At 63.2% G+C, this 26,279-nt stretch carries 21 protein-coding genes and 1 tRNA gene; 6 read left to right on the top strand and 16 right to left on the bottom strand.

Going from position 1 to position 26,279, the window contains the following annotated elements; translation table 11 throughout:
* Positions 1–36: 36 nt before the first annotated feature.
* Together pyk and AB5Y48_RS15565 are read right to left on the bottom strand one after the other, a co-directional pair.
* Positions 37–1,476 carry a pyruvate kinase gene (gene pyk / locus AB5Y48_RS15570; protein WP_050666111.1) on the bottom strand — a complete coding sequence of 480 codons (1,440 nt, stop codon included), beginning with the start codon at positions 1,474–1,476 and terminating at the stop codon, positions 37–39.
* Positions 1,477–1,591: 115 nt separating this feature from the next.
* Positions 1,592–2,446 (bottom strand): MurR/RpiR family transcriptional regulator, encoded by an 855-nt coding sequence (locus tag AB5Y48_RS15565; RefSeq protein ID WP_168929875.1) that lies wholly within the window; start codon positions 2,444–2,446, stop codon positions 1,592–1,594.
* Positions 2,447–2,789: 343 nt separating this feature from the next.
* Here AB5Y48_RS15565 and glk point away from each other — a divergent pair, with 343 nt between their 5' ends.
* Positions 2,790–3,761: a glucokinase gene (gene glk, locus AB5Y48_RS15560; protein WP_050666113.1), complete on the top strand. Its 972-nt coding sequence runs from the start codon at positions 2,790–2,792 to the stop codon at positions 3,759–3,761.
* A 218-nt stretch (positions 3,762–3,979) separates the two neighbouring features.
* On the opposite strand, the gene ahpF is transcribed toward glk, so the two are convergent.
* From ahpF to AB5Y48_RS15510, 10 genes are all read right to left on the bottom strand, one after another.
* Positions 3,980–5,566, bottom strand: coding sequence for an alkyl hydroperoxide reductase subunit F (gene ahpF, locus AB5Y48_RS15555; RefSeq protein WP_368165036.1), 1,587 nt, complete (start codon positions 5,564–5,566; stop codon positions 3,980–3,982).
* 94 nt (positions 5,567–5,660) lie between these two features.
* Positions 5,661–6,227: an alkyl hydroperoxide reductase subunit C gene (gene ahpC, locus AB5Y48_RS15550; protein WP_050666115.1), complete on the bottom strand. Its 567-nt coding sequence runs from the start codon at positions 6,225–6,227 to the stop codon at positions 5,661–5,663.
* A 219-nt stretch (positions 6,228–6,446) separates the two neighbouring features.
* Positions 6,447–7,082: a CDP-alcohol phosphatidyltransferase family protein gene (locus tag AB5Y48_RS15545; protein WP_050666116.1), complete on the bottom strand. Its 636-nt coding sequence runs from the start codon at positions 7,080–7,082 to the stop codon at positions 6,447–6,449.
* On the bottom strand, positions 7,075–7,743 hold the full coding sequence (locus AB5Y48_RS15540) for an ATP-binding cassette domain-containing protein (protein WP_368165034.1): 669 nt from the start codon (positions 7,741–7,743) through the stop codon (positions 7,075–7,077). Before AB5Y48_RS15540 ends, AB5Y48_RS15545 begins: the two co-directional genes overlap by 8 nt.
* Entirely contained in the window at positions 7,737–9,365 is a 1,629-nt protein-coding gene (locus tag AB5Y48_RS15535) for an ABC transporter permease (RefSeq protein WP_368165032.1), read from the bottom strand. Before AB5Y48_RS15535 ends, AB5Y48_RS15540 begins: the two co-directional genes overlap by 7 nt.
* Complete coding sequence (locus tag AB5Y48_RS15530) at positions 9,355–10,491, bottom strand: ABC transporter substrate-binding protein (RefSeq protein ID WP_368165046.1); 1,137 nt, start codon at positions 10,489–10,491, stop codon at positions 9,355–9,357. The genes AB5Y48_RS15535 and AB5Y48_RS15530 overlap by 11 nt, the downstream gene beginning before the upstream one ends.
* 14 nt (positions 10,492–10,505) lie before the next feature.
* Positions 10,506–12,659: an FAD-dependent oxidoreductase gene (locus AB5Y48_RS15525; RefSeq protein WP_368165031.1), complete on the bottom strand. Its 2,154-nt coding sequence runs from the start codon at positions 12,657–12,659 to the stop codon at positions 10,506–10,508.
* On the bottom strand, positions 12,656–13,222 hold the full coding sequence (locus tag AB5Y48_RS15520) for a carboxymuconolactone decarboxylase family protein (RefSeq protein ID WP_136613312.1): 567 nt from the start codon (positions 13,220–13,222) through the stop codon (positions 12,656–12,658). The genes AB5Y48_RS15525 and AB5Y48_RS15520 overlap by 4 nt, the downstream gene beginning before the upstream one ends.
* 15 nt (positions 13,223–13,237) lie before the next feature.
* The gene (locus tag AB5Y48_RS15515) at positions 13,238–13,915 is read right to left on the bottom strand and encodes a DUF1499 domain-containing protein (RefSeq protein WP_224163484.1); all 678 of its coding nucleotides are present in this window, start codon (positions 13,913–13,915) and stop codon (positions 13,238–13,240) included.
* 57 nt (positions 13,916–13,972) lie between these two features.
* Positions 13,973–14,311, bottom strand: a complete 339-nt coding sequence (locus tag AB5Y48_RS15510; RefSeq protein ID WP_368165029.1) for a winged helix-turn-helix transcriptional regulator — start codon at positions 14,309–14,311, stop codon at positions 13,973–13,975.
* Positions 14,312–14,398: 87 nt separating this feature from the next.
* Here AB5Y48_RS15510 and AB5Y48_RS15505 point away from each other — a divergent pair, with 87 nt between their 5' ends.
* A complete protein-coding gene (locus tag AB5Y48_RS15505; RefSeq protein WP_224163485.1) occupies positions 14,399–15,364 on the top strand; it encodes a zinc-binding dehydrogenase in 966 nt (321 codons plus the stop codon).
* 16 nt (positions 15,365–15,380) lie between these two features.
* Here AB5Y48_RS15505 and ppiC read toward each other — a convergent pair whose 3' ends face one another.
* Both ppiC and AB5Y48_RS15495 read right to left on the bottom strand, forming a co-directional pair.
* The gene (gene ppiC / locus AB5Y48_RS15500; protein ID WP_060586821.1) at positions 15,381–15,659 is read right to left on the bottom strand and encodes a peptidylprolyl isomerase PpiC; all 279 of its coding nucleotides are present in this window, start codon (positions 15,657–15,659) and stop codon (positions 15,381–15,383) included.
* 31 nt (positions 15,660–15,690) lie between these two features.
* Positions 15,691–16,065, bottom strand: coding sequence for a hypothetical protein (locus tag AB5Y48_RS15495; RefSeq protein WP_050666125.1), 375 nt, complete (start codon positions 16,063–16,065; stop codon positions 15,691–15,693).
* A gap of 272 nt (positions 16,066–16,337) precedes the next feature.
* On the opposite strand from AB5Y48_RS15495, the gene AB5Y48_RS15490 reads away from it, so the two are divergent.
* Together AB5Y48_RS15490 and AB5Y48_RS15485 are read left to right on the top strand one after the other, a co-directional pair.
* The gene (locus AB5Y48_RS15490) at positions 16,338–18,089 is read left to right on the top strand and encodes an autotransporter assembly complex family protein (RefSeq protein ID WP_368165027.1); all 1,752 of its coding nucleotides are present in this window, start codon (positions 16,338–16,340) and stop codon (positions 18,087–18,089) included.
* On the top strand, positions 18,086–21,793 hold the full coding sequence (locus tag AB5Y48_RS15485) for a translocation/assembly module TamB domain-containing protein (RefSeq protein WP_368165026.1): 3,708 nt from the start codon (positions 18,086–18,088) through the stop codon (positions 21,791–21,793). The genes AB5Y48_RS15490 and AB5Y48_RS15485 overlap by 4 nt, the downstream gene beginning before the upstream one ends.
* Before the next feature lie 90 nt (positions 21,794–21,883).
* Here the strand turns inward: AB5Y48_RS15485 and AB5Y48_RS15480 are convergent.
* Positions 21,884–21,968: transfer RNA gene (locus tag AB5Y48_RS15480), tRNA-Tyr, on the bottom strand.
* A 116-nt stretch (positions 21,969–22,084) separates the two neighbouring features.
* Here AB5Y48_RS15480 and AB5Y48_RS15475 point away from each other — a divergent pair.
* Positions 22,085–22,585 carry a VC2046/SO_2500 family protein gene (locus tag AB5Y48_RS15475; protein ID WP_368165024.1) on the top strand — a complete coding sequence of 167 codons (501 nt, stop codon included), beginning with the start codon at positions 22,085–22,087 and terminating at the stop codon, positions 22,583–22,585.
* Between the two features lie 46 nt (positions 22,586–22,631).
* Here AB5Y48_RS15475 and raiA read toward each other — a convergent pair whose 3' ends face one another.
* Positions 22,632–22,970 carry a ribosome-associated translation inhibitor RaiA gene (gene raiA, locus AB5Y48_RS15470; protein ID WP_060586818.1) on the bottom strand — a complete coding sequence of 113 codons (339 nt, stop codon included), beginning with the start codon at positions 22,968–22,970 and terminating at the stop codon, positions 22,632–22,634.
* A 374-nt stretch (positions 22,971–23,344) separates the two neighbouring features.
* On the opposite strand from raiA, the gene AB5Y48_RS15465 reads away from it, so the two are divergent.
* On the top strand, positions 23,345–26,224 hold the full coding sequence (locus tag AB5Y48_RS15465) for a putative bifunctional diguanylate cyclase/phosphodiesterase (RefSeq protein ID WP_368165022.1): 2,880 nt from the start codon (positions 23,345–23,347) through the stop codon (positions 26,222–26,224).
* Positions 26,225–26,279 lie beyond the last annotated feature (55 nt).

The raw sequence follows: 26,279 nt of genomic DNA, 5'->3' as shown, positions 1-26,279 counted from the left end.
CCATCGGCGCCCTTTGTCATTGCATCGCGAGGAGCATTACTCCACCACCATCACCTTGCAGGTATTGGTGCTGCCGACGGTCTCCATCTTGTCACCGTGGGTGAGCAGGACCATGTCGCCGCTTTGCAGCAGTCCCTTGGCCTTGAGCACGTCCAGTGCGTCGCGGCAGATCTCGTAGACCGGCTTGGTCTCATCCCCGTCAAACAACACCGGGGTTACACCGCGGTAGAGGTTGGTCCAGGCCAGGGTGCGGCCATGGGGGGAGAGGGCGAAGATGGGCAGGCCGGAGCTGATACGCGACATCAGCAGCGGGGTGGTGCCAGACTCGGTCAGTGCCACGATAGCCTTGACCCCTTGCAGGTGATTGGCGGCATACATGGTCGACATGGCGACCGTCTCCTCCACCGAGGTGAAGGTGTAGTTCATGCGGTGATTGGAGACGTTGAGGCTGGGATGTTTCTCTGCACCCACACAGACGCTGGCCATGGCATTGACGGTCTCGATGGGGAAGCTGCCTGCAGCCGTTTCGGCGGAGAGCATAACGGCATCGGTGCCGTCGAGCACGGCGTTGGCCACATCCATTACCTCGGCACGGGTCGGCAGCGGGGCATTGATCATGGACTCCATCATCTGGGTGGCGGTGATGACCACACGGTTGAGGCGACGGGAGAAGCGGATCAGCTTCTTCTGCACACCGACCAGTTCGGGATCGCCGATCTCGACACCCAGATCGCCACGGGCCACCATCACGGCATCGGCACCGAGGATGATATCTTCCATCGCCTCGTCGGTGGCGACGGTCTCGGCACGCTCGACCTTGGCCACTATCTTGGCGTCGCAACCGGCCTCGCGGGCCAGCTCGCGGGCATAACGCAGATCATCGCCGCTGCGCGGGAAGGAGACGGCCAGGTAGTCAACCCCCATGCGAGCGGCGGTCTTGATATCTTCCTTGTCTTTGGCGGTCAGGGCCGGAGCGGAGAGGCCACCCCCCTTCTTGTTGATCCCCTTGTTGTTGGAGAGGGGACCGGCGACGGTGACTGTGGTGTGAATGCGGGAGCCTTCGACGCGCTCGACCTTGAGTTGTACACGGCCGTCGTCGAGCAGCAGGATGTCGCCCGGCACCACGTCCTTGGGCAGCTCTTTATAGTCGATCCCGACCTGCTCCTGAGTGCCTTCTCCCTTGCCAAGGGTGCCGTCGAGTACAAACTGATCACCGATGGCCAGATAGATCTTGCCGTCCTTGAAGGTGGACACCCGGATCTTGGGGCCCTGCAGATCACCCAGAATGGCCACATGACGACCCAACGAGGCGGCGATCTCACGCACCCGATTGGCTCGCTCGATGTGATCTTCCGGGGTGCCGTGGGAGAAGTTCATCCGTACCATATCGGCACCGGCCTTGATGATGCCTTCGAGGATCCCCTCGCGGTCGGTGGCCGGACCCAGAGTGGTCACGATTTTAGTACGTCTAGCCATGAGAAAACTCCATTAGGATGAGAGAAAACGGACGGTGTGCACAGCGCGAGGCTGTCCTTACCATACACCAGGGTGGGGCAAAAAACGAAAACAGGGGCCTGGGCCCCTGTTCTCATCAGGATGAGCTGGAGTTGTCAAAGCGGGATTCACGTAACCCCTCTTTGACCTTTTTTAGATTTTCGCGAAACTTCATGCCCCGGCGCAGGGTGAAGCCGGTGGCCAGCACATCGATGAGGGCCAGCTGGGCGATGCGCGAAGCCATGGGCATATAGACATCGGTGTCTTCCGGCACGTCCATGGAGAGCACCAGGTTGCACTCCCGCGCCAGGGGGGAGTCCTTGGCGGTCATACCGATAACGGTGGCGTCGTTTTCCCGGGCCAGGGCGGCGATCTCGACCAGTGCCTTGGTGCGGCCGGTATGAGAGATAAGCACCACCACATCACCTTCCGAGCTGTTGATGCAGCTCATGCGCATCATGACGATGTCATCGAAGCAGACCACAGGAATATTGAAGCGGAAGAACTTGTTTTGGGCGTCACGGGCGACGGCGCTGGAGGCGCCGAGGCCGAAGAAGCTGATCTTCTTGGACTGGGTCAGGATGTCGACACAGCGATTGATGACGCCGGTATCCAGGCTGTTTTTGGCCGCATCGAGGCAGGCCATGGTGGACTCAAAAATCTTGGAGGTATAGGCATCCGGACCATCTTCGGCCTCTACGTGGCGATTCACATAGGGGGTACCGTTGGCGAGGCTCTGGGCCAGATGCAGCTTGAAGTCGGGGAATCCCTTGGTGTCCAGGCGGCGGCAGAAGCGGTTGACGGTCGGCTCGCTCACGTCGGCCATCTTGGCCAGGGCGGCAATGCTGGAGTGAATGGCCGTCTGGGGGGAGGCCAGAATCACCTCGGCAACCTTGCGCTCCGATTTACTGAAACTTTCCAAGTTTTTGGTAATTTTTTCGAGGGTATTCATCATCACCACCAGGTTTTTTGTAACTTAGCTTCAGTGTCTTTGCACTGATAGACAGCTCATGCACGGATTCCAATTGTGCAACGACTATACATGACAAGCAGTTATGCGCCCTAATTGCGGTCATGTAAAGTATGACCCATGTCTAATAATTTCTTTCAAGATCCCCTGAGTACCCATTGAAACCCTGAAAGCGGTTACAAATGTAGCAAACTAACCACATTGTGACCCAGTGCACGTTTGTGTCGAGCCAGATCCCGTAACTCCCTATCAGAGGGGTAGAATGACCCCATAACAAGAGAGGCGCGCCGGCGCCTTGCACCATCTGTAACGAAGGAGTTTTATCATGCAGCAGACCCATGCCCTGGTAGGCGATGTGGGGGGGACCAATGCCCGCCTGGCGTTATGTGAACTGGCCAGCGGTGCCATCAGCCACAGCCGAACCTTCTCCGGGGCCGATCATCCCAGCCTCGAGGCGGTGATTCGCCTCTATCTCGAAGAGACCGACCAGGCTGTCAGTCAGGCCTGTATCGCTATCGCCTGTCCTGTCCAGGGGGACTGGGTGGCCATGACCAACCACAGCTGGGAGTTCTCCATCGAGGAGATGCGCCACAATCTGGGGCTTGAGAAGCTATTTGTGATCAACGATTTCACTGCCGTCTCCATGGCGATTCCGGTACTGGCTGAGTCAGACCGCATCCAGATCGGTGGTGGCGAGCCCCAGGCCGGCAAACCTGTCGCCATCTATGGTGCCGGCACCGGTCTCGGTGTGGCTCACCTTATCCAGGCCAATGGTGAGTGGATTAGCCTGCCCGGCGAAGGGGGTCATGTGGATTTCTCTTCCAACTGTGAAGAGGAGGATGCAGTCCTTCAGGTCATGCGCGGTGAACTGGGCCATGTCTCGGCCGAGCGTTTCCTCTCGGGGCCTGGTCTGGTCAACCTCTATCGCGGCCTGGTCAAGTCTGATGGACGTGAGCCCGAGGCGTTGGAGCCCAAGGAGATCACAGAGCGGGCCCTGGCCGATAGTTGTCTCGATTGTCGTCGTACTCTGAGCCTATTCTGCGTTTTGATGGGCCGCTTTGGCGGCAATCTGGCCCTCAACATGGGTACCTTCGGCGGCGTCTATATCGCCGGTGGCATAGTGCCGCGTTTTCAGGAGTTTTTCCTGGGGTCTGGATTTCGGGTGGCCTTCGAGGACAAGGGGCGTTTCAAGTCCTACCTGCACCCCATTCCGGTGTTTCTCATTACTCATGAAGGGCCCGGTTTGCTGGGCGCGGGGGCCTATCTGCGCCAGTCGCTGGGGTATCGTCTCTGCTGATTCAGGCAAGGTTCAGTGTCGGTGATCTACTCTATTCCCCGCACCCAAGACAGGTCGAGTCCAAATGGAATTTGGTGACGCCTGTCATCCGCTGGGTTGCGTTGTCACCTGACAAGCCTGAACTGTTTCACCGGCCTTATTGGCCGGTTTTTTTTATGCTCGACGTTAGGCCATAAAAAAAGCCGACACTCAGTGTCGGCTTATTGTTTTTGGTGCGATCAGGCGATGACTGCGTCGGCCTCGGTTGTGGCCGCTTCCGGTGCCGGGTTGCGGATGAGGTAATCAAACGCCCCCAGCGCGGCGGTGGCGCCAGCCCCCATGGAGATGATGATCTGCTTGAACGGCACAGTAGTGGCATCCCCTGCGGCGTAGACGCCGGGCAGGGAGGTGGCGCCCTTGGTGTCGATCTCGATCTCGCCAAAGCGGGTCAGAGCCACCTCGCTCCCTTTGAGGAATTCGGTGTTCGGCACCAGACCGATCTGGACGAAGATACCGGCTACTGCCAGATGCTTGATCTCGCCGGTGGTGCGATCTTCGTAATCCATGCCCACCACCTTGCTGCCGTCACCGATCACCTCGGTGGTGCGGGCGCTCATGATGATGTCGATATTGCTCATGGAGCGGGCCTTCTTCTGCAATACTTCGTCGGCACGCAGGGTATCGGCGAACTCCACCACGGTGACATGCTCGACGATGCCGGCCAAGTCGATGGCTGCCTCGATGCCGGAGTTACCGCCACCGATCACCGCAACTCGCTTGCCCTTGAAGAAGGGGCCGTCACAGTGGGGGCAGTAAGCCACACCCTTGGTGCGGTACTCGAGTTCTCCCGGCACGTTCAGATCGCGCCAGCGGGCACCGGTCGCCAGGATCACGGCGCGGCTCTTCAAGGTGGCGCCAGAGGCGAGATCCACGTTGACATAGCCGTCACGGCTGATGGCGGCGGCGCGCTGCTCGGTGATCACTTCCACCCCGTACTGCTTGACGTGCTGCTCCAGGCTGGCGGCCAGCTTGGGGCCCTCGGTGTAGGGCACGGAGATGAAGTTCTCGATGCCGACGGTGTCCATCACCTGGCCACCGAAACGCTCGGCAACGATGGCGGTGCGAATGCCTTTGCGGGCGGCATAGATGGCGGCGGCAGCGCCAGCCGGGCCACCGCCCACCACCAGCACGTCGTAGGGATCTTTCTCATTCAGTTCGGCGGCCTTGCGCTCGGCGGCGCCGGTGTCGAGCTTGGCGACGATCTCTTCCAGTGAAATGCGGCCCTGGCTGAATGGCTGACCATTCAGATAGACGTTTGGTACCGCCATGATCTGGCGCTCGTTGACTTCTTCCTGAAACAGGGCGCCGTCGATCATGGTATGGGTGATGCCAGGGTTCAGGGTGGCCATCAGGTTGAGGGCCTGAACCACGTCCGGGCAGTTGTGGCAAGAGAGCGAAATATAGGTCTCGAAGTGGAACTCGCCCTTGAGACTCTTGATCTGCTCCTGCACGGCCGCATCGGCCTTGGAGGGGTGACCGCCGCTTTGCAGCAGGGCGAGCACCAGAGAAGTAAATTCATGACCCATGGGAATGCCGGCAAAGTGAATGCGCGGGGCTTGGCCCTGGGTGGCCACGCTCATGGAAGGCTTGCGGGCGGCAGTGCCAGAGGTCTGGGTAATCTTGGGCGACATCCCGCTTATCTCGCTGGCCAGTGCCAGCAGTTCGGCGGATTTGTCACTGTCGTTGCCGGACACGCTGATCTCGATGGGATGGACTATGTACTGCAGATAGGTGTTCAGCTGTTGTTTGAGGTTGGTATCCAGCATGGTCGAATTCCTTCTAGGGATGGCGGGTCGGCGGTATCTGTGGTCCGGAAAAGAGACCGGCCCTGAATCGGGCCGGTCTTTGGAGTGGGGAGGCTTAGATCTTGCCTACCAGATCCAGGGACGGGGCCAGAGTGGCTTCGCCTTCTTTCCATTTGGCCGGGCATACTTCACCCGGGTGAGCGGCAACGTACTGGGCAGCCTTGACTTTGCGCAGCAGCTCCAGGGCGTCACGGCCGATACCGCCGGCGTTGATCTCTACGATCTGGATGATGCCCTGCGGGTCGATGACGAAGGTGCCGCGGTCAGCCAGACCGGCTTCTTCGATCATCACGCCGAAGTTGCGGGTGATGGTGCCGGTGGGGTCGCCGATCATCGGGTACTGGATCTTCTGGATGGTGTCAGAAGTGTCGTGCCAGGCCTTGTGGGTGAAGTGGGTGTCGGTGGAGACGGAGTAGATCTCGACGCCCAGCTTCTGGAATTCGGCGTAGTTGTCAGCGAGGTCGCCCAGCTCGGTCGGGCAGACGAAGGTGAAATCAGCCGGGTAGAAGAAGACAACGGACCACTTGCCTTTCAGGTCGGCATCGGAGACCTGGATGAACTTGCCGTTGTGGTAGGCAGTGGCGTTGAACGGCTTGATTTCGGTGTTGATGTAGGTAGACATTCGTAAGCTCCTTGAGGCGTCTTTCGATTTAAGTTCTGCGTTACTGAGCATCGCTGCTCAACTGGTTGTCACTATAGGGGGCACAAACAATCGATTAAAGTGACAAAAACCTATCGCATAAATCATATTTTTAGATTAACCATCCTCTCTGTACCCCGGATGAACAGGGAACGCCTACCCGTCACTTTTATCAATAGATGCTCAACGCTATGAAATTCATCACATTTTATCGCACACGCTGCGTTCGAGGCGACGCAGGGTATCGACCCCTCCCAGAATGCGGGTCAGGGCGGTCAGCAGGCAGAGGGCACCAAAACCCCAGGCGAGAGGGGCGAATGCGTGGGGCCAGAGACAGAGAAGGATGAAAAAGAGCAGGGTCTCGCTGCCCTCCGTGATCCCCCCCATGTAGTAGAGCGACTTGTGGCGGTAGACAGGGCTTTCGATCCCCCGCTTGCCGGCCATCACGGCGAAGGCGAGAAAACTCGAGCCTGTGCCCATGAAACAGAAGAGCAGAAAGGCTGCCGGCAGGGCGTTGGCGTTGGGGTTTGCCAGGGCAAAGCCCAGTACCACGGCGGCGTAGAAGATGAAGTCGCAGGTGATGTCGAGAAAGCCGCCGCTGTCGGTGATCCCCTGATAACGTGCGAGGGCGCCATCGAGCCCGTCGCCCAACCGGTTGAGAAGAATGGCGGCCAGGGCCAGTGGATAGAGGTTCAAGGCCAGCAGGGGCACGGCCAGCAGGCCGATGGCAAAGGCGGTCAGGGTCACCGTATCGGCCCGGACGCCCCGTCGCGCCAGCGGTGAGGCGAGGGCCGCCAGCGGGCGCCGGGTGAGGGGGGCGAGGTAGCGATCAAGCATGGCTGTTCTCCGGGGCAAGGCGCAGGATCTCCCCCGGGGCGTCCTCGGGGTCGTGGGTCACCAACAGCACGGGGATAGCCGCGCAGCGGGCAAACACCCAGTGACGAAATGCCGCCCGCAGGGGCTGATCGAGGCGGGAGAAGGGCTCATCGAGCAGCAGGGCGCGCGGGCGGGCGAGCAGGGTGCGAAGCAGGCTCACCCGGGCACGCTCGCCACCGGAGAGCTGGTGGGGAAGGCGCTGGCCGAACGCCCCGAGCCCCGCATCGTCCAGGGCGCGGCCCACGGCACCGAGCCGCGCTTGTGGGTCCCCCGACGGCACGGCAAAGAGCAGGTTCTGCGCCACCGTCAGGTGAGCAAACAGCAGATCGTCCTGAAACAGGATGCCGATGCCGCGCCGCTCTATGGGTTGCTCACGAAGGCGCTCCCCGGCCAGGGTGAGACGCCCCTCCCAGCTTAAGGGGCTATGCCCCTCGAGGCGTGACGGGGCGGCGTTCTGACCCCGCTCGGGCAGGGCGCCCAGCAGGGCGGCGAGCAGGCTGCTCTTGCCGCAGCCACTGGGTCCCATCAGGGTCAGCGGGGCGCCGGGGGCGATGGAAAAGTCGGGCACCCTGAGCAGGGGGCGCTCCCCTTGATAGAGGGTAAAGGATTGCACGCTCAGCATGGGCGACGCTCCAGAGGGTTGATACGGCCCGGCAGCCAGAGGGCCAGCAGGAAGGCGGCCAGGGGAATAAGCAGTTGCAGCAGGGCATAGAGCCCGGCCAGCCGGCGGTTGAGGCCGCTGCCGATGGCCACCGCCTCCGTGGTCAGGGTCATCACCCGGCCGCCGCCGAGCAGCAGGGTCGGCAGGTATTGGGCCAGGCTGACCGCCACCCCGACCGCCAGGGCGGCCAGCAGGGGGCGGGCGAGCAGGGGCAGCTTGATGCGCCACCAGGCACGCCAGGGGGAGGCACCCAGGGCGCGGGCGCACAGGATCAACCGCTCATCGAAACTATGCCAGGGGCCACGCAGGCACAGATACACATAGGGGAAGACAAACAGCAGCTGGCCCCAGACCACCCAGCCGATCCCCGGGGTTGTGTCCAGATAGGCCAGGGCCTGATCCAAGCCGATCAGCAGGCTCGCCTGGGGCAGCAACAGGGGCAGGCAGAGCAGCCACAATGGCCAGGGGCGGCGCTCGCTCTCCAGCACCAGCAGGGCCCAGAGGGCGGCAAGCCATGTGGTTACCAGCGCCAGCGCCAGTGTGGTGCCGAGTAAAGGCAGCGCCGTCGGCAGCGCCTCCTGCCATCCCAGCGAGGAGAGATGGGTGGGAAAGAGATCGGGAAAACGCCAGCGGCGAGTCACCGACCAGAGCAAGAGGGCGAGCAGTATGGCGCCATTCACTGCGAGCAGCAGACCGGTGAGGGCTGCGGGCCAGCGGCGGGCCCGGGCCGGGCGGCGGTGGCCGTCAAGCTGGCGGTGCCTGAGCCCCTGGCAGGCGAGATACTCGAGCCATCGCAACAGGGCGAGCAGCAAGAGCGCCGCGCTGAGCAGCAGCAGGGCACCCTGATGGGCGAGCCGGTGCAAGGAGAGGTCAGCCTCCCGGCTCCAGAGCCAGAGACGCTGGGCCAGCACCGGTGGGGCGTCGGGGCCGAGTAGCAGGGGCAGGTCGACCACCCCGCAGCCATAGGCGGCGATGGCGGCCAGGGGCAGCCGGATCTTCGGCCAGAGGGCGGGCAGCAGCAGGCGCCACCACACTTGAGCCGGGGAAAAGCCCAGACTCTGGCCGAGATGAAGCTGGCGGGTCACCTCGTGGCGGCGCAGGGCTGCGAGGGCCATCAGCAGCAGAAAGGGGAGCTCCTTGAGGGTGAGTGCCAGTGTCAACCCCAGTCCGAGGGGGTCACGCAGGGTCTGCCAGTCTGGCGGAAAGCTCCATCCGAGCAGCTGGGCGGGCAGGCGCAGCAGCCAGCCCGAGGGGGCAACGAGAAAGGCGAGTCCCACCGCGAAGGCCACGTGGGGCAGGGCCAACAGGGGGGAGAGCCACCGCTCGAGGCGGCGCAAAGGGGGGCTCTCCCAGCCATGGGCCAGCAGGGCGAAGGTGAGCAGCAGGGTGAACAGGGTCGACCCCAGGGAGACCCCCAGGGTCAGTAGCAGCGAGGTGGCGAGCCCGGGGGCGGCCAGCAGGGCCGACCAGCCGGCCCCATCCCGCAGGGCCGGGAGCAGGGCCCCCAGACCTGCCAACAGGGGCAGGCCGAGCAGCAGCAGGGTGGTGATGAGGGCCAGGGGGCGCAGGCGCTCACTGGCCATAGCGACGGGCCCACTCCCGCTCGAGATAGAGCTGCCAGCTGGGGTGTGGCTCGGCCTGGGCGGCAAAGCGCAGGGCCGGTAGTGTGCCCTTGGGCAGCGCCTCGGGGCGCAGCACGCCGGGGTCACCCCAGATGGCGGGATCGGCCTTGCGGGCCTGAGCCTCCGGGCTGAGCAGGAAGTTGACCACCACCTTGGCCCCCGCGCGAGAGCGGGCGTTGAAGGGGATGGCGAGGAAGTGGGCGTTGGTGAGTGCCCCCTTTTGCATCACCACGGCTTCGACCCCCTCGGGCAGATTGCCGCTTAGCACGCCATAGGCGGCCTCTTGGGGGTTGAAGCTCAGGGCCATGTCCAGCTCGCCGTCATCGAGCAGCTGGCGACTCTCGGCGGCGCCGGTGGGAAAGAGCTTGCCGGCGCGCCAGAGGCTCGGGTGCAGGGCATCGAGGAAGGCCCACAGGGGGGCGGTCACCCGGGCCGCATCGCTCTGCCCGGTGGGACTGTAGAGGGGGGCCGGGTCGGGGATGAGATCCAGCAGCATCTGCTTTAAGAAGCTCGAGCCGTGAAACTGGGGCGGCTTGGGATAGGTGAAGCGCCCGGGATGGGTTTGGGCCCAGGCGAGCAGGGCCGCGGCATTGGTGGGGGGAGATGGAACGCGCTCTTTGTCGACCATCAGGTTGAGCTGCCCCATGCCCCAGGGGGCCTCCAGCCCCTCAACCGGTACGGTAAAGTCCCGTTCGACCGGCAGTCCCTCGTCGACCAGCGCCATGTTGGGCAGCTCGGCAGTGAAGGGGGCGCCGAGCAAGGCGTTATCTTTCATCGACTTGAAATTTTCCCCGTTGACCCAGAGCAGATCCATGGTGCCTTCGCGGGCCTTGCCCGCCCGCTTCTGGGCCAGCAGAGAGGCGACGCTCGGGGCTATGTCATCGACCTTGACCTGGATCAGGGTGATATCGAAGCGCTTCTTGATCTCGTCGGCGCTCCAGGCCAGGTAGCGATTGACCTCCGGGCTGCCACCCCAGGCGTGCAGATAGACCTGCTGGCCGCGAGCCTCCTGCAGGGTCTGTTGCCACTGACGCTGTGGATCGGCCCAACTGGGCAGGGTGATCAGGGCCAGCAACAGGGCGGCCATCTCTTTTCTCATCCTTAAGACTCCGAATGGGGGGGAAGGGGGCCGCGGCGCCAGGCGTGCCAGCGTCCGGCCAGGGCGAGCAGCCGTTGGGGTTTGCGAGCCTGTCGCCAGAGGCCGGCCACGTACTTGTTACCCTCGCTGCGGGTAGGGTAGGGGTGAACGGTCGCGAGGATCTTGCCAAGGCCGAGCCCGTGCTGCATCGCCAGGGTAAACTCGGCGATGCGCTCTCCCGCCTCGGGCCCTACCAGGGTAACCCCGAGCAGGCGATCGCTGCCCGGTGCGGTGAGTACCTCCACAAACCCCTCCCGCTCGGCGTCGCAGATGGCTCGGTCAAGCTCGGCCAGCTCGAAGCGGGTGCGCTCAAACCCGATGGCGCGCTCACGTGCTTCCGCTGCTGTGAGGCCGACCCGGGCCAGCTGGGGCTCGGTGTAGACCACCTGGGGAATGGCCCGGTAATCGACCCGAAAACGGCGCAGGGAGCCAAAGAGGGCGTTGATGGCGGCGTACCACCCCTGATGGGCGGCCACGTGGGTGAGCTGGTAAGGTCCTGCGACATCCCCCACCGCCAGGATGGAGGGGTGAGTGGTGGCGAGGGTGTCATCCACCCGAATGGTGCCCTGGGCGGTGAGCTCTACCCCCAACGCCTCGAGACCGAAACCGGTCACGTTGGCCTGGCGCCCCAGGGCCAGCAGCAGGGTATCACCGGTGATCCTGTGTTCATCCTGTTCCTTTAGAAGGTGCAGGGTAATCGCCTCTCCGTCTTGCGCCACGGCCAGTGCCTGGCAGGCCAGCTTTACATCGACACCACAGCTGCGCAGCGTCTTTTCGATCACCCTTGCCGCATCGGGCTCCTCCCGGGGCAGCAGGCGCTCGGCCTGCTCGATCAGGGTGACCGGAACGCCGAGCAGGGCGAAGGCCTGTGCCAGCTCGCAGCCGATGGGGCCGCCTCCCAGGATCATCAGATGGCGCGGCGGGCGGCGAAGATCCCACAGGGTGTCGGAGGTGAGGTAGTTTACCCCCTCAAGCCCGGGTATGGGGGGCACGCGCGGCCTTGCGCCGGTGGCGATCACCAGATGACGGGCGGTCAGCACGGCCCCGTTCACCTCGACCGACCAGGGCGAGCGCAGGTGTGCCCGCCCCTCGATGCACTCGACCCCCAGCCCCTGGTAGCGCTCGATGGAGTCGTGAGGAGCCACCTCTGTGATCACCCGGGCCACCCGCTCCATCACGGCAGCAAAGTCGGGCTGGCTCTGGCCAGGGCTGAAGCCAAGCTCGCCGGCGCGGTGCTGCTCGGCGGCGAAGCGGGCCGAGCGCAGCAGCGCCTTGGAGGGGACACAGCCGTGGTTGAGGCAATCCCCCCCCATGGCCCTGGCCTCGATAAGCCCGACCCGGGCCCCGGTCACGGCGGCGATGTAGCTGGTGACCAGCCCCCCGGCACCGGCGCCCACCACCAGCAGGTTGTAATCAAAGTGTTTGGGCTTGGGCCAGCGTTGCCGACGGCGTCGCTCGGCCAGCCGAGCGGCGATGAACTTGCCCAGCCAGGGCAGCAGCCCGAGCAGGCAGAGGGTAGCGATCAGGGCGGGCGACAGCACCTCCCCGGTACTGGCCAGGGTGGCGAGCTCGCTGCCCGCCAGCACATAGATGCAGGTCGCTGGCAGCATGCCGAGCTGGCTGACCCAGGCATAGGTGGTCAGGGGCATGCGGGTGAGCCCCATCAAGAGATTGACCATGAAGAAGGGGAAGAGGGGGACCAGGCGCAGGGTCATAAGGTAATAGATGCCATCTCGCTCCAGTCCGCCGTTGATGCGCTCGAGTTGTGGGCCGAAGCGACGGCTCACAGCGCCGCGCAGCAGATAGCGGGCCGAGAGAAAGGCCAGAGAGGCGCCGAGGGTACTGGCCAGAGAGACCAGCAGCAGCCCCCAGCCAATCCCGAGCAGGGCGCTGCCCCCCAGGGTGAGCAGGGTGGCCCCCGGCAGGGAGAGGCCGGTGCTCAGCACATAGAGAAAAAAGAAGCCGAGTACGGCCAGAAGGAAGTGCCCATCGACCCAGGCCTGCCACTGAGCCTGGTGGCGCTGCAGACTGGCGAGGTTGAGCCACTGCCCCAGATCGAGGGCGTAGTAACTGCCCACCAGGGCGAGCAGCAGGCAGAGCAGTACCCCGCGTCTCATCGTGGCGCCCCGGAGCCGGGCTGCACCGGCAGCTGGCAAAAGCCCTGGGTTGGCACGTCGAGGGCGGCGTTGAACTTGGCCGACATGTTCTGAAAGGCGATGAGGCCGGTGAGCTCGACCAGGGCGTCGTCGTCAAACCAGGGGCGCAGCCGCGCCACCTGATCGTCGTTGACACCATCGAGGCCGGTCATTGCCTCGGCGTAATCGAGCACGGCCTGCTCGCGTTCGTCAAACAGCGGCGAGTCGCGCCAGTTCGCCAGGGCCTCGACCTTGTCGCTCGAGCCGGCCCGCTCCACCAGGGTCATGGCGTTGATATCGACGCAGAAGCGGCACCAGTTGAGCTGGGAGACCCGTACCGTGACCAGGGAACGCAGCACGGGGTCAATGGGGGAGCGGCGGCGGTTGATCACCCCGTAGAGGGTCGCCACGGCGGCGAAGAGGCGAGGGGAGCGCCCCCAGCATTTGCCGGGGATCAACACCTGGCCATAGTTGCGTTTTTGCAGCCAGAAAAAGGGTTTGATAAACCAGGCATACTCCCGGTCCGGTTTCAGTTCGATGCGCATGAGACTCCCTTAACATCAATGGCGTGTGGTGGTGCCGCCAGGGGCATGGCGGGCGAGCTCCCGGTCGAGATCCTGCATAAAGGCGACGATGCGGGCCCGGTTCGCCCCGAGATCCGATTGCCCGACCCGGGAGGCCGAGCGCATGTCGACCCGGGTCTCCTGTCCCACCCGGATGCGCAGGGCGATGTCGTCCACAAAGCCAAACCAGGGGCTGGTGGCGACGGCCTGTAGCCCTTGTGGGGTGCGCAGGGTCTGCCAGCCGCGCGCCTGCATCAGGGTCTCGGCCACGGCGATAACCTGGCCGGGCAGGGCGGCGGTATAGAGAGGACCCGGATTGTCGGCAAAGGCTTTCAATATCCCCTGGTTGATCGGCAGATCGCCCTCACCGCGCAGCTGCTCGGCCCAGAGCAGGGGCGGAGGGGAATAGGGATCGGTGGCCACGTCGTTTTGCAGCGGGTGGCGCAGGGCCTGGACCATAAACCAGAGCAGGGGGAGCAGGGGAAGGGCGCCGAGCAGGGCGCTCACACGCTGGGGACGCCAGGGGAGTCGCAGCAGCAGAAAGAGGGCGATAAGGGCCGAGGCGCCGCAGCTGATAAACCCGCTCCACCAGGGCCAGAGGCCGAGTCGGGTCAGCAGGGGACCGGCCAACAGCAGGCTCCAGGCGAGCAGGGGCAGGATCAGATGTGATGGCATGATGGCGACCAGAATCGAGTGCAAGCCCTAAAGGATACCGCTAATCCTATGATCCCGTTAAGTTTCTTTATCCGTTTCCTGCTCCCATCTGGCGGCGAGGTGCACCAGATCGTCGACGATGCGATGACACTCGCGGCCACGCGGTGTGATGGAGTAGGTCACCTGGGGCGGTATGGTGGCGACCACCTCCCGCGCCAGCAAAGCGGTGGCCTCCAGCTCTCTCAGGCGTTCGGTCAATATCTTGGTGGAGATGGGGTCGAGGCGGCGCTTGAGCTCGCCAAAGCGCTGGGGCCCCTCTGCCCCCAGCACCCAGATGATGTGCGCCGACCACTTGGCAAAAAGGATCTGGAGCAGGCCGTCGACCGGACAGTGAGCTTGTTCGCTGCGTTCTCTCATTTGGTTACCAAAAGGAAGCTACTTTAAAAAAGAAAGTAACTCTGCCACTCTCGCTCCCGCAGGTCAATCCAAGCGGAGAACAGACGAATGAATGCTATCTATTTGCGAGCGTTTGGTGGTGTAGAGCAGCTGGTGGACGGGCTTCAGCCGCGGCCGGTTGCCGCGCCGGGTGAAGTGCTGGTCGAGGTGGAGGCCTCGGGGATCAACCTGGCCGACACCTATATTCGCCGGGGGGCCTTTCCCATTGAGGAGTCATTGCCCTTCATCCCTGGCATGGAGGGGGTGGGACGGATTCTGGCACTGGGTGAGGGGGTCGGCGGCTTAAGGGTGGGTGAGCGGGTTGTCTTTGCCGCGCCGGGCAGTTACGGCGCCTATGTGACCATCCCCCTGCAAGGGGCCGCACCCTGGATATCCCTGGCCCCGGCCCCCGAGGGGTTACCCCTGGCCGAGCTTGCGTCCCTTGGCATGGCGGGCCGCACGGCCTGGGGCTTGGTTAACCGGTTCGTGACCGGGGGAGGAAAAGCCCTGGTTTATGCCGGTGCCGGCGGGGTGGGGTCCATCCTCATTCAGCTTCTGCGTCGCCGCGGGATCGAGGTGGTGGCCATGGCGGGATCGCCGCACAAGGCGCAGGCGGTAAGAGCGCTCGGAGCCAGGGCGGTCGAGTATCGGCGTCAGCCGCTGGAGGAGGGGGGCTTTGACTATATCTTCAACGGCGTGGGTGGCGCGAGCCTGGCTCGGGATGTAGCACGCCTGGCGCCTCAGGGCCACCTCATCTGGTTCGGCTTTGCCGAGGAGGCCGGGGCGCCGGGTCTGCCAGAGGCGCTGCAGGCCCACTTTATGGCCGCCCCCTCCCTGCACCTCTTTAACGGTGGCCTGATGAGCACAGCGCAAAATCGCGCCGCCTATGAGGAACTGATCGGCGGGCTCGAGGAGGGGTGGTTAAGGATTCAGATCGGCGCTCTTTACGGCCCGGAGCAGATTGGTGAGGCGCACCGCCATCTGGAGAGCGGCCAGTCACAGGGCAAGTTGGTGCTGATGCGCTCCCGGACGTGATCGGCGCGGGGCCGGGTTAGCGACGGTAGAGGACCTTGATCAGGTGAAAGCCGAACTTGGTGCGCACCGGCCCCAATACCTTGAGCAGCTCTCCTTTGAAGACGGCGTCATCGAAGGCCTTGACCATGTCGCCTTTGGAAAATTCCCCCAGATCGCCGCCCCGCTTGCCCGAGGGGCAGGTGGAGTGGCGTTTGGCCAGCTGGCCGAAGTCGGCGCCCTTGTCGAGCTTCTCCTTGAGTGCCAGGCATTCACGCTCGGTTTTGACCAGGATGTGCAGGGCGCAGGCGGTTTTCATAACGACTCCTTGGGATGGTGGGGCCGCAAGGTTACCGGAAAACCCGTGCCACGTCAGCCTGTCGCTCGGCGCGGGCGCGCGCTTGCCAGATAAGCTCGAGGCCGAGGGCGCCATAAAGGAGCCAGACGGCGAGCGGATCGACCCAGCTCTCCCCCAGCGTCAGCACAACAGAGGCTGCGGCCAGTAACCACAGGGGAGTGATGCCCAGGCGCACCGGAGCCGGCAAGCCGGAGGTCAGGGCCAGTCCCAGCAGCAGGGCGAGCCCTACCGGAAGGTTCAGCGCCACAAAGGAGAGGGCCTGCTCCCCCTGCATGCCGCACAGCAGCGCCAGCAAGGCGCTCATGCTGGCCAAAAAGGTCATGAATTCGAGACGATCACCCAGATAGTCGGCCACTTTTTCGCTCATTTCGCTGCTCCCCCTGTTGTGGATGTGATGAGTCTGGCGGGTTTGGCGGCCCCTTGGCAGCGCAATGAATCGATTGGGGCAAACGAGTGAAACGAAGGTGTGAGTTGGGCAGATCCTCGACAAGTGGCGACAAAGATGGTCTCGATGGCCGCAACATGTTAAAAAATCAGGCAAAAGAGAGGGGAGGACGAGATTCTTGCCGCGCCGGGTGTGCTAGGATACTGGCGCTCAAAAGGGTCTCTAAACAATCGAAACGGTGAGGAGTGGCAGTGGTGCAGCATGACTGGAACCAGGGATGGCGGGGCCAAGGGGCCCTGCTACGAATTATCTGCGCCCTGGCGATGCTCCTGTTGGCCCCGACACTGGCGGCGGCTCAACTTACTTACCGCGTTGAGGGGCTCAAGGGAGAGGCCAAGGATAACGTCGAAGCCTACCTCAATGGCTTGCCCACCTATCAGGAGCGCCAGTACCGCGCCGCCCGGGAGAAGATCCGCGAGGTGACACGCCAGGGGTTGCAGGCGGTGGGCTACTACTCCCCCAAGATCCAGCTCTCTCTGGACAAGGAGCGTGCCGGACGGGTGCGCATCGCAGTCAAGCCCGGTGAACCGGTTCTGGTTCGCCATCTGGATATTTTGTTGCGTGGGGCTGCCGCCCACGATGAGGCCTACAGTCGCCTGCTCGACAGCCTGCCCCTCAAGGAGGGGGAGGCCTTTCATCACGGCAAGTACGAGAGCATCAAGGGGAGCCTGGGCAATCTGGGGCTCTCGCGGGGCTATTTCGATGCCCGCATCACCAAGAGCGAGGTGAAGGTGATGCCGGAGCAAAAGGCGGCCGACATCCTCATCGTCTATGACTCCGGCGTTCGCTACCACTATGGCGCCATCTCTTACGAGGCGACCCCGGAGGCGGTCAAGCTGATCCACCCCCTGATCCGTATCAAGACGGGTGAGCCCTATCTGGCCATCACGTTGGCCGAGATGTCTCAGGATATCTCCTCGACCGGCCTGTTTCGCGAGACCGATATCCGCCCCCGCCTGGCCGATGCCAGCAACGGGGTCGTGCCCATGCAGGTAACCCTCTCCCCCCGTGAGAAGCATGAGGTGGAGTTGGGTCTTGGCTATTCCACCGACGAGGGGCCGCGCATGTCGGCCAGCTGGGAGAAGCCCTGGATCAACCGTCATGGCCACAAGCTCAAGAGTGACATCAAGATCTCCCAGCCCAAGGCCGAAGTGAGTCTCGACTATCAGATCCCGGTGGGGAATCCCCTGCAGGACTACTACTCGGTGCTGGGAGGCTTCAAGCACGAGCAGATGAACGATACCCGCTCCGATCTCACCACGGTGGGGGTGCATCGCTGGAAGAAGCGCCCCGATGGGTGGGACCGGGATGTCTATTTGCGCCTGCTCTATGAAGATTACGAGCAGGGTGAGGATATGGGTAACAGCCTCTTGCTGCTGCCCGGGGTCTCCTGGTCCCGCCTTCGCCTGCGGGGGGGGATCCTGCCCGATTGGGGGGATCGGCAACAGCTGCTGGTGGAGGCATCCGCCACCGAGTGGGGCTCTGATACCAGCTTCCTGCGGGTGTGGGGGCGCTCCAAGTGGTTGCGTACCCTGGGGGATGATCACCGCTTCCTGTTTCGTGCCGAGCAGGGGGCCATCATTGGCGACAGCTTCACCGAGGTGCCCTCATCCCTGCGCTTCTTCACCGGCGGCGATCAGACGGTGCGCGGCTACGGCTATGAAACCATCTCTCCCAAAGACAGCCAGGGCCGTCTGCTGGGGGCCCGTTATGTCTCGGCGGGCAGCATCGAATATAACTACCGCGTGAACGAAAGCTGGCTGGGGGCCCTCTTCGTCGACGCAGGGACGGCCACCAACGACTACTCCGAACCCTGGAAGATTGGCACGGGCGTCGGTGTTCGCTGGGTGACACCTATCGGCATGGTGCGGGTCGATGTGGCGGTCGGTATCTCTGAAGAAGACAAGCCGTGGCGAATCCATTTTGCCCTGGGGCCTGAACTATGAACTGGATAAAACAGGGGCTGCTCTGGCTGCTGGCCCTGCTCTTTTTGCTGCTGGTCGCCGTCTCGCTGCTCGGCTTTACCCATGCGGGTAACCTCTGGTTGTGGCAGCAGGCCAGGGCTCAGTTGCCCCAGCTCAAGGGAGAGCTGGTCGCCGGCCAGCTTGGCTATGGCTGGACCCTGGAAGGGGTGGGCTGGCAGGATGAGCTGGTGGATGTCGCTATCGGACGGGTCCAGCTGGAGTGGGATCTGGGCCAGTTGCTCAAGGGGCGACTCTGGGTCAAGCGCCTCGAGGTGGACTCCCCCGTGGTGCGGGTGGCCCAGAGTCAGACTGCACCGGAGCCACAAAACGATGAGCCCTTCATCTGGCATCCACTGCCCCTTCGCGTCGAGGTCGACACCTTGCGGATCAAGGGCCTGGATCTCGCCCTTCCCGGCCTGACCCTGGCCCTCAAGGAGGGCGAGATCGGCGCCCGTCTCACCCGCCATGGGCTCACCGTTCAGGGGCCCAGGGTGGATGGACTCACCGTCGCCCTTTCTCCCACTGCATCGGCCCCTGAGGCGGCGCCGGCAGGAGGGACGTCCTCTAGCGGTGGTGCCGAGGCGCTGACCCTGCCCGCTGTGCATCTCCCGTTTCCCCTGCTGATCGACAATCTGGCGCTGACTCACTTCATCTATCGGGATGGTGAGCGGGAGGAGCGAGTCGGGCGTGCCACCCTCAAGGTGAGTGCCGTCGATGATCTGGTTCAGATAGAGCGGCTTACCCTGGAGCACGACATGGCCAGCCTCTCTGTGGCGGGCAAGGTCACTCTCAGTGACGACTATCCCCTCAGCCTGACTCTCGACGGCACCCTGGGCAAGGGGCTACTCGAGGAGCTGGCCGGTGAGAAGCTGCGTCTGGTCGCCAGCGGCTCTGTGGCCACACTGGCCCTCTCCCTGGAAGCCAAGGGCAAGATCAACGCCAATTTTAAGGGTAACCTCTCCCCTCTGGATCCCAGGCTTCCCTTTGATGCCAGGCTCAACTGGTCTCCCCTGCGCTGGCCGCTCAACAAGCCGGCCGAGGGGGAGGCGGTCTATCGCCTCAAGCAGGGGTCGCTCACGGCCAAGGGAAATCTGGAGGGTTATCGTTTTGCCCTCGACACGGCTGGTGACGGGAGCGATCTGCCCCCCTTCACCCTCAAGCTGGCAGGAGAGGGTGATCTCAACCGCCTCAAGCAGTTGGCGCTGGATCTGGCCGCCTTGAACGGCACTCTCAAGGTGGATGGCCAGCTTGCCTGGGACAAGGGGCTTGAGTGGCAGGGCAAGGCGCACTTCAATGGCCTCGATCCCCATGCCCTGGTTCCCGAGATCAAGGGGGAGCTGACGGGGGCGATCGAGAGCCGTTTCCGGCTCGATGACAAGGGGTGGCGGCTTGCGCTGCCCTCTCTCGCGGTGCGGGGACGCCTCAATCAATATCCTCTCTCCCTGGAGGGAAGGCTCGAAGGCAATGACAGACTGGAGTGGCAGATCCCCGCCCTGCAACTGACCACGGGGCCCAACACGCTCAAGGTCTCCGGTGCCTTGACGCCGGGCCGCTGGGCCCTCGATACCACGATTGCCGCCCCCGAGTTGGCAGGCCTCTATCCCGGTCTCAAGGGCAATCTCACCGGCAGTGTCCGGGTCGCAGGCGATCAGGCCAGACCCGTGCTCGCCATCGCGCTCGGCAGTGATCGCCTCTACTACGCCGGGCTCGACATGCGCTCCTTAAGCCTGGGGGGAGACCTGACTCTGGGTTCGGCACCCGCCGGCAAGTTGTCCGCAGCCATCGCCAGTGTCAGGCAAGAGGGGCTTAGGCTTCGCAAGGTCACGGCCGAGCTGGAAGGGGACTTGAACCGCCACTCCCTGACCCTGGCCATGGCTGGCAAGCCGCTCTCGACCCGACTCGCCCTCTCCGGCTCACTGCAGCAGTCGCTCTGGCGCGGGCGTCTGGACAAGTGGGAGCTCGATACCCCCCTCGACGGGTGGCAGTTACGTCATCCCTGGAGCCTGTCCCTGGACACCCGCCAGATGCGTGCCGAGACGGATGAGCTCTGCCTCGATTCGGGCAAGGCCTCTGTCTGTCTGGATAAGGGACGCTTCTCGGCCCCGGAGGGGAGTCTGGACTTTGCCTTAAGTGATTTTGATCTCACCCGGCTTCGTCCCTGGTTGCCCGATAACTTCCAGTGGCAGGCGCTCCTCTCGGCCGAGGGGCGCGCCGGGTGGAAGGGGAGTCGTCCCGAGGTGCGCGCCACGGTACGCACCACCCCGGGGACCCTGGTGAGCGATCGACTCAAGACCCCCTATCAGAGTCTGGTGCTGGGAGTCGAGATGGATGCCCGCCAGGCCAGCCTGGCCTTTAACTTTGCCTCCCGTCAGCTCGGCTCGCTGGAGAGCCGGCTAAGGGTCGATGAGCCCATGGGGCGGGGCCTGCTCTCGGGGAGTGTGACCCTGGGGGAGCTCCATCCCGATGCCTTTGCCCCGCTGCTGCCCGAGGTCCGTGAGCTCAAGGGCGCGCTGGCAGGCCAGGTACGCCTGGAGGGAACGCTGGCCAGGCCACTCCTTTACGGGGAGTTACGCCTGCGTGACGGTGAGGTGCAAACCCACGCCGACATGGTGACCCTCAGCGGCCTGGACACCCGCCTGCGAGTCAACGGGGAGCGGGCCGAGATCGATGGCAAGGTGTTGGTGGGTAAGGGCCCCCTGACCCTGGGCGGCTTTGTGGAGTGGGCCCAACCGCCGCTGCGTGGCTCCCTCACCATCAAGGGAGAGGGGCTGGAGGCGCAATACCCGGGCATGGGCAAGGTCAGGGTCACGCCGGATCTGGCGATCTCGTTGGGTGAGAAGACGGAGATCACCGGCTCTGTGGCGATCCCCTGGGCCCGCATCCTGGTCAAGAGTCTGCCCGAGAGCGCTGTGGGGCTCTCCTCGGATGTGCAGGTGGTGATGGATGACAGGGCACCTTTGCCGCCACCTGCTCCATTGCCGCTCCAGATGCGGGTTCAGGTCGGCATTGGTCCCGATGTCAGGCTCGATGCCATGGGGCTGCGAACCCAGCTGGCGGGACACTTGCGTCTGAATCAGGATGAGGGCAAGCCTCTCTCGGCACGGGGTGAGATCCAGCTCAATGACGGGCGCTTCAAGGCATATGGGCAGAACCTGCTCATTCAGGAGGGGAAGATCCGCTTCTCCGGTCCGCTGGACCAGCCCTATCTCAATATCAATGCCATCCGCAATCCCGAGACGGTGGAGGACAATGTCACGGTCGGGGTCAAGGTGACGGGGCCGGCGACCAAGCCCAAGATCAGCGTCTACTCGGATCCTGCCATGTCGGAGTCCGAGCGTCTCTCCTACCTGCTGCGCGGCAAGGGGTTGCAGACCGGGGGCCAGGATGGGGGCTTCAATGGCCTGTTGGTGGCCGGTGCCGTGAGTCAGGCGGGTGGCGTGGTCTCCGACATCGGGGAGACGCTGGGGCTCAGCGATGTGAGCCTGGACACGGCGGGCAGTGGCGACGAGACCCAGGTGACGCTTTCCGCCTATCTGCTGCCGGGCCTGCAACTGCAGTATGGGGTGGGGGTGTTTAGCCCCATCGCCGAGTTCAAGCTCCGCTACGAGTTGATGCCGCGCCTCTACCTGCAGGCCTTGACCGGCATTGCCCAGGCGGTGGATATCTTCTATCGCTTCGAGTTCTGACGGGAAGGGGAGCTCAGGCTCCCCTCTCTGTGGGCGGCAGCGAACACCGGATAGCAAAAAGCCCGACACGAGGTCGGGCTTTTCTGAAGATGGTGGAGGGAGAAGGATTCGAACCTTCGAAGGCAGAGCCGTCAGATTTACAGTCTGATCCCTTTGGCCGCTCGGGAACCCCTCCAAAACGAGGCGCATAGTAGCCACTTCTCTTGGGCTTGTGAAGTCTTTTTTGAAAAAAGCTCTTAAATTCATCCAGATGGTGCCGATAGCAGGAGAGGTTATCCGTCTGGAGTTCCCATGTCCCCCTCCGTACATCCCCTGATCGATGAGCGCCTGCTGGGCTCTCGGCTTAATGTGGATCTCCAGCATGGAGACAGGGCCGACTTTCGTCTCTGGCTCTCCTTGCTCGACGAGCGGGTGGATGAGCTTCCCTGGTTGCAGCGCCCCGTGGCAGCGCAGGGGGAGGCGCGTGCACTGCGGGAGCAGTTTGCACTGCCGCCCGAGCACCCCCTGGTGACAGAGGGGGGGGGCGATCTCAGCGCATGGGGGGCGGCTTTGCAGCAGGGGGGAACCATGAGTGATATTCGCCTGGCGCTGGCACTACACCCCCAACCACTGCAGCTGCAACGCCATCCGATTGAGCCCGAGGTGTATCAGAACCTCTCCCCCCGGGCGCGCCGGGCGGTGGACCATGAGAGCAGTGAGCTGGCTCCGCTGCAGGCCAAACCGCCGCTGATACTCTCCATCCTGGATACCCTGCATGGGGGTGAGGTGGCGCTCTTTCCAGCGGCGGCTTGAAAAACAAAGAGGCGGGTTTCCCCGCCTCGTCTCTGATGAGGTTGAATCATGCATCGACAACGTCGGTGCGGCACTGCTCCTTGCCGGAGCGTGCGCCACGATGGGCATGGGGTTTTTCGGTGTGGCGATTGATTTGACGCTCCAGTTTCTGGCCCAGATCGGTGATGGCGGCATAGAGATCCAGATGCTCTGCCTGAGCAAACAGGGTGCCGCTGGGAATGCTGGCCGTGGCTTCGATGACAAAGGTTTGACCCTCCTTGCCCACTACCACATGTGGCTTGATCAGAGGCACTTGCAGACGCTCGAGCTTGTCGAAGCGAGATTCGATACGCTCGCGGATTGCCGGGGTGATATCCATGACTTTGCTGATGATTTCTACTTTCATATAACCCCCCTTCGGGTCGTCTTGCTTGTCTCTTCACCTTCAGAGTACCCAATGAGATCTATAAAAATGTGACCTGAATCACATAGTTTCCGCTTGCTGCCCCGTGCTGCCAACAAATGTGATCGTCCTTGATTCTCTTGGAAAAAGGGCTTGAGCTTGCCGGATCGTGCAGGCACTATGTCGATTATCGAGTCGTATCTGTCCCTTCCTTGGCAGCACCTGTTTTCGGCCCCGTTTCGGGCCATCTCCTACCGGTCTAGCTTTTGTCTCCTCCTGAGGCATTCAGGGACAGATACCCTGTTTCGCGATGGGATGTGCCCATGCGCAGTCGATTTGTTTCGGGGTTTTCGATGAGTGCGCAGAGTGCACAACTAATGTGGTTTTTTGATGGCCGCGAGGAGGAGGGGGTCTGGTCACCACGCCGTGTGGCGGAGCGATTGGCTCACCGTGGCTGCTTGCCTGAGCCGGCCCTGCTCGCCCGTCTGGGGCATGAGGTCTGTCGTCACGGGGCCTCTGAACAGTGGCGAGGGAACCTGGGTGACGGCGTCAGCGCCTCCTTAAACCTCTCGCCGGTTTCCCATGGGGCTGGATGCGTCGGGTTGCTGACCCTGGATGGTCTGGCCGCAGAGCATCTCTTTGCCTCGCCGTTTCAGGCGCTGGTCGAACTGGCCTGCGATCTGACCGCACGGCCCGAGGCCCTCTCCTCTTTCTATCACCACTTCACTCTCTGGTTGCAGGCCTCCCTCGGAGTGGTGTGCTGCTCGGTCTGGATGGGGGAGGAGCAGGATCACTCTCTTGGGTGTCACTATGACAGCCGGGGCCTTCTGGCGGGGCAACGGCTCTCCAGTCATACCTTGGAGGCGCTGTTTTCGGTGACTCGGCTGACCGGTCCCCTGGTGCTGGAGCAGGCGAACCGGCATCCATTGGCCCAGCCTCTGGCCCCGTTATTGACCGGGGAGAGCCTGCTGGTCATTCCCATCTGGCTCGATGGCGAGCCACAGGGAATGGTGTTGTGTCAGTGGTCATCGCCCGACTCGCCGCTCGTTCTGGAGCAGCTGGCTCTGCTGCGTGGGGCCATGTTGTTGATGAGCCGGGCCGTCGAGCAGATGCGCATCTCCCGCCAGGCCGAGGAGTGGCGGCGCCGCAGCGATCTGCTGGAGCGTTTCTCATTGGCGCTCTCGGCCAAGACCGGAATGGCCTTTATCGACACCCTGGTGGAGCGCCTGTTCGAGGTCAAGGGGGTTGAAGGGGCCTGGCTTGCCGAGCGTCATGGTCATGAGCAGTTGCGCATCCTCTCGGCCGTGGGAGAACACCCCGGGCCCGAATACCCGCTGATGGGCAGCCTCTGTGAGGGGGTCTATGGGGGCCTCTCCCTCCATCAGCGCATGCCCGGCGATGCGGAACGTTATTACTACGGGATGCCGCTGCAGGATGGTCATGGAGTGGTGGTCGGTCACCTGGCCCTCACTTGCCTCCATGCGGAGTTGGTGGCCGATCTGGACTCCCTGCTCAAGATCCTCTCCAGCCGTATTGGCGCCGAGATGGAACGTCTGCAGGTCGAGGCGCAGCTTCGCCTCTCTGCCGTTGCGTTTGAGACCCATGAGGGGATCGTCATCACGGATCCTGACTTTACCATCTTGCGGGTCAACAAGGCCTTCAGCCAGCTCACCGGTTACGAGAGTGATGAGGTGCTGGGGTTGACCCTGGGAGAGGGGATCTGGTGTGGCGGTCTCGGGTATGAGCTGGACCATCTGGACCGTTGGCAGGGAGAGATCCAGCGCCAGCGACGTGATGGCAGCGTCACTCATCACTGGGAAATCGTCACCCCGGTTAAAGATGAGCGGGATCACCTCACTCACTTCGTGATCTGCTTCGAAGATATCTCTGATCGCAAGGCTGCCCAGCGGCAGATCCAGGATCTCGCCTATTACGATGAACTCACCGGATTACCCAACCGGCGGCAGCTGCAGGAGACCTTGACCAGTGCCTTTGCCGAGGCGCAGCGCAGCGACATCATCGGAGCCTTGCTCTTTATCGACCTCGATCACTTCAAGACCATCAATGACTCCCTGGGGCATGCCACCGGTGACTGGTTGCTGCGCGAAGTCGCTGAGCGGCTCAAGCGGTTGACCCGCCAGGGTGATTTTCTCGCCCGTTTGGGAGGGGACGAGTTTGTGTTGCTCTTGCCCCGCCTCTCGGCCAGTCCTCCCCAGGCCGAGATGCAGGCCGATCTGGTGGGCGAGCGACTGATTGCCGAGCTCTCGGCGCCCTATCCATTCGCCGGACAATCCCTGCATATCGGTGCGAGCGTCGGGGTGACCCTCTTCCCGGGCCGGGATCAGGGGGTGGAGGATCTGCTCAAGCAGGCCGACACCGCCATGTATCAGGCCAAATCTGCCGGGCGACGGACCCTGCGTTTCTTCGATGCCTCCATGCAGTGGCAGGCCGACCGCCGTTTGCTGATCAACAACGAGCTGCGCAGTGCCCTCGAGAACAACGAGTTGCTGCTTCACTATCAGCCCCAGCACATGGTGCAAGGAGGCGAGATCATCGGCGTCGAGGCGCTGCTGCGCTGGCATCCCCCGGGGCGCAACATGATCTCCCCGGCGGAGTTTGTTCCCATCGCCGAGGAGACGGATCTCATCGTCGACATAGGTAACTGGGTGCTGCTCGAGGCATGCCACCAATTTGTGGCCTGGGAGGAGGCGGGAATCCATCTACCCCAGGTCTCGGTGAACGTCAGTGCCAAGCAGTTTCATGCCCCCGACTTCGTCGATCGGGTACACGAGGTACTCGCCATGACCGGCATGGATCCGGCGCGCCTCAACCTGGAGATCACCGAGTCGGTGGTGCTGGGACATGCGGAAGATACCATCAACAAGATGGGCGAGCTCAAAGGGCTCGGGATCAGCTTTGCCATCGATGACTTCGGGGCGGGTTACTCCTCCCTGAGCTATCTCAAGCGACTGCCTGCGGACGAGCTCAAGATCGATCGCAGCTTCATTCAGGACATTCCCCGTGATGCCGACAACATGGCCATCGTCGAGGCGGTGCTCGCCATGGCCAAGCACATGGGGTTCAACGTCACGGCAGAAGGCGTGGAGTCTCGCCAGCAGCTGGAGTTTTTGCAGGCCCAGGGATGCTGTTTCTATCAGGGCTATCTCGCCTCCAAACCCTTGCCGGCCGAGAACCTGGCGCGTTACGTACAGCGCCAGCGACGCAATCCCGCCATGGAGTATCAGGTGTCAGGCTGACACGTAAAATTGTTCATTATCCATTAGGGTCTTGGGTAAAATAATCCCAAGACCC

The organism is Aeromonas sp. R6-2, assembly GCF_040908155.1.
Classification (GTDB): domain Bacteria; phylum Pseudomonadota; class Gammaproteobacteria; order Enterobacterales; family Aeromonadaceae; genus Aeromonas; species Aeromonas schubertii.
The sequence above is the reverse complement of the archived record's forward strand: the minus strand, read 5'-3'. Positions and strand labels throughout refer to the sequence as shown.